Source organism: Marinifilum breve (assembly GCF_003202155.1).
GTDB lineage: Bacteria > Bacteroidota > Bacteroidia > Bacteroidales > Marinifilaceae > Marinifilum > Marinifilum breve.
In genome coordinates, this window is record NZ_QFLI01000003.1 from 575,149 (window position 1) to 584,264 (window position 9,116).

The 9,116-nt window shown below is 35.8% G+C and carries 5 protein-coding genes; 3 read left to right on the forward strand and 2 right to left on the reverse strand.

Annotated elements, in window-relative coordinates; translation table 11 throughout:
* The first annotated feature begins 10 nt into the window (after positions 1–10).
* The 3 genes from DF185_RS09965 (at position 11) to DF185_RS09980 (ending at position 4,642) form a co-directional block, all read left to right on the forward strand.
* The gene (locus DF185_RS09965; RefSeq protein ID WP_110360589.1) at positions 11–2,590 is read left to right on the forward strand and encodes a S9 family peptidase; all 2,580 of its coding nucleotides are present in this window, start codon (positions 11–13) and stop codon (positions 2,588–2,590) included.
* Positions 2,591–3,048: 458 nt separating this feature from the next.
* Positions 3,049–3,819 (forward strand): peroxide stress protein YaaA, encoded by a 771-nt coding sequence (yaaA, locus tag DF185_RS09975; RefSeq protein ID WP_110360591.1) that lies wholly within the window; start codon positions 3,049–3,051, stop codon positions 3,817–3,819.
* Positions 3,820–3,928: 109 nt separating this feature from the next.
* Entirely contained in the window at positions 3,929–4,642 is a 714-nt protein-coding gene (locus DF185_RS09980; RefSeq protein WP_110360592.1) for a hypothetical protein, read from the forward strand.
* Positions 4,643–4,706: 64 nt separating this feature from the next.
* Here the strand turns inward: DF185_RS09980 and DF185_RS09985 are convergent, their stop codons facing one another.
* Together DF185_RS09985 and DF185_RS09990 are read right to left on the reverse strand one after the other, a co-directional pair.
* A complete protein-coding gene (locus tag DF185_RS09985) occupies positions 4,707–5,699 on the reverse strand; it encodes a PorP/SprF family type IX secretion system membrane protein (RefSeq protein ID WP_110360593.1) in 993 nt (330 codons plus the stop codon).
* Positions 5,700–5,824: 125 nt separating this feature from the next.
* A partial coding sequence (locus tag DF185_RS09990) for an immunoglobulin domain-containing protein (protein ID WP_133250013.1) occupies positions 5,825–9,116 on the reverse strand: 3,292 nt, incomplete at its 5' end.

Consider the following 9,116-nt stretch of genomic DNA (forward strand, 5'->3'; position numbering starts at 1 on the left):
TTAATAAAAAATGAACAAGATCGTTGTATCAGCCTTGGCTGTAATACTAAGTGTAAACCTTTGTTTTGCCACCTCTGGCGAGGATAACAAGCAACAGACAATTAAAAATTGGCTAATTACTGATGCCATCGAACTCCATCTTCCAGCATTCAACACAACAGAAGATTTTGGCGGAAGTACTTTCAAACTGAAAAATCTTTTGCAGGAAAACCAAATGGACCTTTGCAAAATTGCTCCTAAAGAATCAGACAAACTAAACTGGAACAATGAGCAATTGACCTGGAAAAAGAAAAATGTCAACTCTAAAGGTTTTCTTTCTCTTCCGAATAAGGAAAACAAATTGTACTATCTGGTTTCATATCTAAACACCGACCAATGGGGTGAATTTGAGCTATCATTAAAAAGCTTCCCTATGATTGAGGTTTATGTGGATGGCAAAAAGCAATTATCGCAATACAAACACGAAGCAGATAAAGCCAAGGAATCGAGCAAAAGTCTAAAACTAGAACAAGGACACCACAAAATTGTTGTGAAAGTGCTAAGTGGTTCTAAAAACAATCAGTTTCAACTTGCTTTAAAATCCAAAAATGATGCAAATGCTTTTGAATTGAGTCTTTCTCCAAAACAATTTATGGATATCAACAAAGTATTAGATGGTACAAAAGTAAAAAATACTGCTTTATCATTCGACGGAAAATATGCTTTGATTTCTTATAGCAGAACCTTACCTCCATCAGATAAGAGTGAGAGCTGGAAAGAAATCCAAGAAATTGAAACTGGCAAAATTCTTTACACGTTCAGAGGAACGCAACTATCAAACATCACTTGGTTGCCTACTGGAAATCAAATTTCGTATACAAAAAGCTATAATGGCAAAACATCAGTTTTTGTATTCGATTTTGAAAAAAATACCGAGAAACAAATTGCTGAAAACATTGCTGATTTTTCATCATACACTTGGTCTCCAAATGGAAAATTTATCATCTACAGTGTAGGTAAAAGCAATTCTGAAGATTGGAAAATGAAGAAATTCCAGGGAATGGAAGATCGTTTGCCATGGTACAGATACAGATCATTCCTATACAAATTAGATGTTGCAAGTGGAGTAAAACAGCGCCTTACTTATGGAACTTTAAGTACTGATTTGGCTGATATTAGTGCAGATGGAAAAAGTATCCTTTTCACAACATCTCGCCCTGATTACAGTGGCTACCCTTATTTCAAACAGAATCTTTACCAAATGAATGTTGAAACTTTTAAAGTGGAAAGCATTTGGGAAGATAAATTGGTATCAGGACAAGCTCAATACTCTCCTGATAGCAAACAACTGTTGGTACAAGGTGGCCCTTCTTGCTTTGGAAAGGTTGGTGAGAATATAGGCAATCATCCTATTGCCAACAATTACGATGGACAGCTATACATTTACGATCTTACTTCTAAAAATGTAGATCCTATCACCTACAATTTCGATCCTGCAATTGATGCAGCAATTTGGAACAAGTCTGATAATAAGATTTACATCAAAGCACAAGACAAAGACTACGTGAAACTATTCAGCTATGATATTGCTTCGAAAGAATTTACCGAATTGAATTCAAATTCAGATGTAGTTCGAGGTTTTGATTTGTCGGAAAATGGAAAAACATTAAGCTATGTGGCTTGTGGAATTTCTAGTCCGTATAAAGCATTTACCTATGATATTGCTTCTAAGGCAAATCAGGTAATTGCAAATCCTGAAAAGGATCACCTGAAAAATGTGATGTTAGGTAAAAACGAAGATTGGAATTTTACCAAAGAAGATGGAACAACTATTATTGGTCGTGTTTACTATCCTCCAAATTTCGATTCCAATAAAAAATATCCACTAATTGTAAACTATTACGGAGGAACTTCTCCTGTTGAAAGAAGTTTTGGTGGTCGTTATCCTTTGAATATGTATGCAGCCATGGGTTATGTAGTGTACTTACTACAACCAAGTGGTGCTACAGGATTTGGTCAGGAATTCTCGGCTCGTCACCAAAACAATTGGGGCATTATTACTGCCGATGAAATTATTAATGGGACAAAGAAGTTTATCAAAGAACATTCATTTATCGATGCAGATAAAGTTGGATGTATTGGTGCTTCATATGGTGGTTTTACAACGCAGTTGCTACAAACCAGAACTGATATTTTTGCTGCAGCCATCTCTCATGCTGGTATCAGCGATATCACCAGCTATTGGGGTGAAGGTTATTGGGGCTATTCATACAGCATGAATGCAACAGGAAAATCATTCCCTTGGAACAGAAAAGACATCTATGTAGATCAAAGTCCATTATTTAATGCTGATAAAATTACGACTCCAATGCTATTGTTACATGGTAGCCAAGATACCAATGTGCCATTGGGAGAAAGTATTCAAATGTACCAGGCATTAAAACTACTAGGCAAAGATGTAGAGTTTGTGCAGGTTAAAGGTCAGGATCATTTGATTCAAAACTACAACAAACGCATTCTTTGGAACAATACCATCTTTGCATACTTTGCAAAATACCTAAAAGATCAGCCACAATGGTGGGATGAATTGTATCCGGATAAGAATTTATAACCAGATAAATTAAAAGAGATTGGCAATTGTCAATCTCTTTTTTTTATCCACAACTATTTTGGGGAAGTAATTTTTTTTCAGAATTGACTTCCCCAAGTTGGGGAGGGTCTCTTTTTTTTAAACAAGCTTCCCCAAGCTGGGGAAAGGCCATTTTTAAAAACGATACCCTTTCCCAGTTTGGGGAAAGACCCTTTTTTCTAAAATCACGTTTTCCCAGCTTGGGAAAGGTCTATTTTTTTCAATTCTAGTTTTCCCAACTTGGGGAAGGCTTTTATTTTTCATATTGCATTTTCCCAGCTTGGGGAAGGGCTTCTTTTTTTCAAAGGAGCTTTCCAAAAATGTGAATACCTTCATTTTGTCATAGATAGAAACTAATGCAATATCAATAATGATAAACTCTATTGATGCTTATATGAATAATACTTACTTTTAAGAATCAAAAATTAAAAGGACAGAACATGCTAATAGTTATATCACCTGCAAAAACATTAGATTTTGAATCTCAAATAAAAACAGATATTTATTCGGAAGCGAGCTTTACGAAAGATGCAGAACAGTTAATTAAAATTCTTCGCAAACTTAAAGTTGATGAAATAGGAGATTTCATGGGCATTAGCCCTAAACTAGCTCAATTGAATTTTGAACGTTTCCACCAATGGAATTTGCCTTTTACACCAGATAATGCCAAGCAAGCATTATTGGCATTTAAAGGCGATGTATATACTGGAATTGATGCAGGAAGTTTAAGCGATACTGATTTTGAAAATGCACAATCGCAATTGCGTATTCTTTCAGGTTTGTATGGCGTTTTAAAACCTATGGATTTAATACAGGCTTATCGTTTAGAGATGGGTAAAAAACTGGAAAACAGAAAAGGAAAAGATCTGTATGAATTTTGGGGAGATAAAATCACGAAATCCATTAATAAAGATTTAAAAGAATACGATCACAAACATTTAATTAATCTGGCATCAAACGAGTATTATAAATCGATAAAAGCAAAGCAAATAAATGCCGAGATCGTTACTCCTGCTTTTAAAGATTTGAAGAATGGACAATACAAAATGATCAGCTTCTTCGCTAAAAAAGCACGAGGATTAATGACTCGATTCATTATTCAGAATGGAATCACAAATCCTGAAGACTTAAAAGCTTTTGATTTAGATGGATATATCTATAATCCTAATCTATCAAAAGATAATGCTCCTGTTTTCACCCGTGATCATTAGAGAAAATTTACATTATTAAAAAGAGTTTTAGGTCTTGTTTTTACTATCAATTTTTACTATGTTTAAGTGTAAGACAATCCGAGTATTAACCCCTTAATTCCTTCTACATATGATCACTGAAAACTATGTTGTAAAGTATGGTAGTCTTCTAAAAGAAGAAACACTGGAAGTTATAGATGATAAAATAATACCTAATACCATTGTTCTTGAAGCGACCAATCCGTTTCCGGGATACTATGAGTATTATGATGGTTTTCAGAAAGATGTTCAGCCTCATTATATTTATTTAGTATTAGATAGAAGATATGATTTAGAAGAGTTTACTCGAGCTACTCAAAAAATAATGAGCTACTTCGAGGCTAAGTTCCATGCTGCAATAGGTACGATTACCATTTATAATGATATACACTATGTAATTCGTATCAGAAGACTTAATACTTACGATCAAGTAAAAGAATTGCAGGAGTGTTATCAATCCGAAGGAATCACCTTTAAAATGAATGGTTCTATTCCGCACAATTCAAAAGCTATGATCCAATTGGATAAGTTTTTTGCATTGGATATCATCGAGGATGGATACTTTAAAGATCATATTGAACCAAATCATGGATATTTTACCATTCCTGAAAAGCTAAACTGGAAGCAATTTGAGCAATTAACAAAGAAAGTGAAGTACAATATGGAGATGATTCACTTTGATGTTTCTCTGGGCTTTATTTACGATCATTTTAAAGCTATTGATATGATCAGAGTTTATGCTGAAAACTTAGATTTGGATTTGATGAAGAAAATTCGAGCTAAATACATTGAAAGAATAAAATAGAGATACAAAACAAAAAAAGGAGGTTTTCAAAATTGAAAACCTCCTTTTTTTATGCAATATTTTCTTAAAACACTGGTGATCGAACTGCTTTAATTCTTTTTCTTCTTTTCTTGGTGGTAGCAAGCGGAAAGGAAAATGATATTTCATGTGCCCCGGTATTCGTATGAATTAACTTGGAAATGGCATAATCGTAACTGTAAGCAACTTTAAAACGCTCGGTAACAAATCCTGCCATGGCAATAAAAGAGTCGTAATTTGGCTCAAAATTCTGGTTAAACCACAATCCGAATACCACAGAACTCTTACTTGCATATAAACCATAGTTCATCTGAGAAAAATCTCCTTGTTGCTGATAAAGTAATGCCGGGGCAAGAATCCAATTATCCGCATATCTCCTGCTTCTTCCTCCCAACACAAATTCAGCGCCAGCGTGAACCGTATACTTGGTTTGCAATTTGTCTTCCTGTTCGTCATCAAAACTTAAATCTGGCTTAGCCAAATGATGTGCTGCAATACCGAAATAAAAATCTCCGTAGTATGCTATCGAACCCAATGAGAAATCCCATCCATCTTTTCTTCTGTTTACAGGATCACCTGAAGGGTTGTGTGGAAATATATTCCCATAAATAGGAGAAACCTGGTCTGGAAATACCAGGTTCTGCCAATCTACCTTTTTTTGCATAAAAGCGGCCTGAATGGCCGGACGTATCACAAAATTATCTGTTATTCTCAAGTAGAATGAGTACATCCCTGCAAAGGTGGTTGTTTTTAATGCACCATCTCCCTGGTCATCCTGAATAACCATAACACCTATTCCTCCATTTAAGGTCTCATAGAAGTTATCGAATGCTACACTGTAAGTAACATATGGAAGATCCAAATTTGGCCATTGGTTACGATAGTTTAAGCTAACATTTGAATTATTTGTAGATCCTGCCAAGGCTGGATTCAAGTATAGTTTATTTGCGTAAAACTGAGAAAACCGGATATCCTGAGCAAAGCTTTGTACCAACGCCCCCATAAATAATACACAAAAAACAATCAGAGCTTTCTTCATCTATTCTCAATTTATAACTCCACAGAGTTATCCTAGTTAAAAAAGTGATCCGGACATTTGTATGTAAGTCCGAAATCACTTGTAAAATAAATTTATTTTATCAATAAAATAAAACCTTTTCTCAATTATCTGATCAGCATGAAGGTTCCCTGGTTGGTAAGTTCTCCATTAATAAACACCATCCAAACATATGCTCCTGCCGGACAAAGTTTGCCTTTGTATTTACCATCCCAACCTCCGTTGCGACCTACTTCGTCGGTCTTATACAGCAGTTCTCCCCAACGGTTGTATACATACATTTCAAATTGCTCAATATCGTAATTGATATCTTTCAAATAGAATTTGTCGTTATCATTACTCGAATTTGGAGTAAATGCATTAGGTGATTCTATACCTACCGGTTTCACCTCTACATTAACAGAATCCTTAGCTATACAACCTAAGTTATCTCTTACTGTTAGTTTATATTTACCTGTTTCCGATACCTCGTATCTCTGAAGAATACTGCCTTCCTTGCCATCTTCCCACTCAAAGTAGTATGGAGAATATTCCAATGGAAGGTTTGGAGCTAATGTTACAGTTTGTCCTTCAAAAATGGTTACTGGGCGATCTTTAACAAGCTCAATCTCTCTAGGGCCACTAAACATCAAATTATTCAGCAATTCTGGTTTTGGTGTTGGATTTATTACAAAATTTTGTTCATCCCCACAACCATATTTGTTCTCTACGGTTAACAGGTATTTACCAGGTTGATCAATTGTTCTATCAGTATCCGTGTACCCATCTTCCCAAATTGGATTTTCCATTCCTGCAATACTCACTTCGAATTTTTCACCCTCACAAGCAAACTTATCTTCTTCCAATTCAGGATCAGCTACCATATTTACAAGTACTTCACCTTCTGTATCACATCCATAAAGGTCGGTCACACTAACCTTGTAAGTATAGGTTCCTTCAGGAGCATTTACAATCTTCGGACTTCTTGTGTTCGGATCATCCAAATGATCCGGATTCGTCCAGTTAATTTCTCCTGCATCACCTACAATATCAGTTAGTAATTGCAATTGGTTACACTGACCAACCGTAGTATCGGAAATGGTAGTTACAACTGGAAGTGGAGCCACAGTAAGCTCAACCAAATCCATATTTGTACAACCATGTTCATCCATAACCGTAGCAACCAATACCTGTGATTTTCCCGGAGTAAATATTGGAGTCATTGAATTTGCATCATCCAAATCTGCCGCTGGTGCCCATTGAATATTACTTTCATCTGTTTCTGCATTTAATTTAAAAGGCTTACAACTACCAATTGTAGTATCATCTGTAATATTTACAGTTGGCAATGGATCTACACGTAAAACTGTTTTTGATGTTACATTTGAACATCCATAATCATCCGTATAAGAATAATGAACATTATAGGTTCCTGCACCTTTTTCTGACGGATCGAATACCTCTTCAGAAATGTCATTAACCCAATAAATACCACCTTCAGGATATCCACCCGCTAAAGGCTTACTTGGGTTACAAACCCCTCTTACCGGATCTACAAGGGCAAGATTAACATCTGGCAAAGCATGTAAGGTTACCAATGAATCAACTTTAGACTCACAGCCTGTAGTAACATCGGTAATCATGATAGAAAGTTCTCCATTCGCCAGTTCCCCCCAGGTAACACGAGTACGTAAACCTTTTTCTGGTCCGGCAAACAATCCTCCTTCTACTCCCCAACCATACTCAATTTCAGGCATTGCATCGGTTGTGTATGTAACACGATCTTCCTTCGCACATAATGTCATTCTACCTAAAATTCTCGAGTTTGGTAATTCATGAACGGTCAATTCTGTCGGTTTTGTTGATCTTGAATCTGTACATCTATCAGAAACAATACATGTGTAGTATCCACTATCATCAGGATTTGTTTTACCCAAATTCAATACAGATGTATTTTCTCCAGTTAAATCAACTCCATCCAACTTCCATTGGTAAGTTACATCATTACCCTCTACATCTGTTGTTAGTGTAACCTCCTCTCCTGAACAAACCTCAATATCTGCCATCTCAGATAAAATTCTCAATTGAGGAATTACTGTAAGTGTCATTTCATCGCTAATGGCTTCTGCACATGAGTTATAAACCTTACAAGTATAATTGGCTTCATCTTCAAGCTGAATTGATGTTAAACTCAATACTGGCGAAGTTTTTCCTACTATATCAATTCCATCTTTTCTCCACTGATATTTCAGTTCTTCACCAGTAGCACTCACACTAAATTCTATCAATGATGTGTTTTCACAAGTTTCTACATTATCACTAACTGAAATAATTACTGGCAATTCTGTTACATCCAGGCTTCCTGTTGTTGTAACATTACCACATAAACCTGTTACTTGTACTTCGTAATTTCCCTCGTGCGCTAATAGGGTTGGATTGTAATTCAGAATTTTCTGATCTGAAACCTCAACTCCTCCAAAGAACCATTTGTACTTAATATTAGCTGCTCCTTTTACATTTGGAATCCATTCCAGCTCCTCGCCTTCACAAATTGTTTTTACACCAAGAGCTGCAAGAAGAGTTGTATTCTCATAAACACGAACTGTTGTTTTCTCAACAATACCATCCACAGGAGCTCCCTCTCCTTCAACCTTACATGTATAAACTCCTGCATCACTTGCCTTAAGTTCTGCAATATAAAGGGTTAATTTAGTTTCTCCAGGAATTTCAACTCCATCCTTAAACCATTTAATCGATGAAATTTGACCTGTTGCACTTATGTTTAAACTTAATGGTTCACCCACACATTTTTCTTCCAAGCTTACCAATCCATCAGTAATAACAACAGGCTCCTTAACTGTTAATTTACCTGTTGCCACTCGCGTCGCACAAGTACCTACAATTTCGCAATTGTAATACCCCTCATCATCAAATTGAATATTTGTTAATGTTAATGAATTTGTTTTTTCAGATAATGTAGTTGTTACACCATCTTTTACATGAGTCCATGTATAAGTTAGATTATGACCTGTAGCATCAACTGTCATCGTGTAATCCTGACCAACAAATCGCACCACATTTTTTAAAGTGGCTAGAATTATTGTTGAAGGATTCACTGTTAACTGAGCTGTTTCTAATAAAGTTCCTCCACAACCATTATCGTCGGTAACAATACATTCTACGGTATACACTTTTGGAGTAAATGCATCTTCAGGTAGTACTTCTGCTCCACTAATTAATAGTGTAGCAATAGTAGAAGGCTGAGTAATTCCATCAATTTTCCACTCATAATTTAAATCACGTCCTGTAGCTTTTGCTCTAAACACAACATCTTCATTTTCACAAACTGTTTGATTTGCAATTGGATCTAATGTTGGTTTTGGATTAACAACCTGAGTTCCTACTGAAATATCAGAGCCA

Coding starts and splice junctions, on each gene's coding strand:
- DF185_RS09965 (WP_110360589.1), top strand. CDS start 11: ATGAACAAGATCGTTGTATCAGCCTTGGCTGTAATACTAAGTGTAAAC.
- yaaA (WP_110360591.1), top strand. CDS start 3,049: ATGCTAATAGTTATATCACCTGCAAAAACATTAGATTTTGAATCTCAA.
- DF185_RS09980 (WP_110360592.1), top strand. CDS start 3,929: ATGATCACTGAAAACTATGTTGTAAAGTATGGTAGTCTTCTAAAAGAA.
- DF185_RS09985 (WP_110360593.1), bottom strand. CDS start 5,699: ATGAAGAAAGCTCTGATTGTTTTTTGTGTATTATTTATGGGGGCGTTG.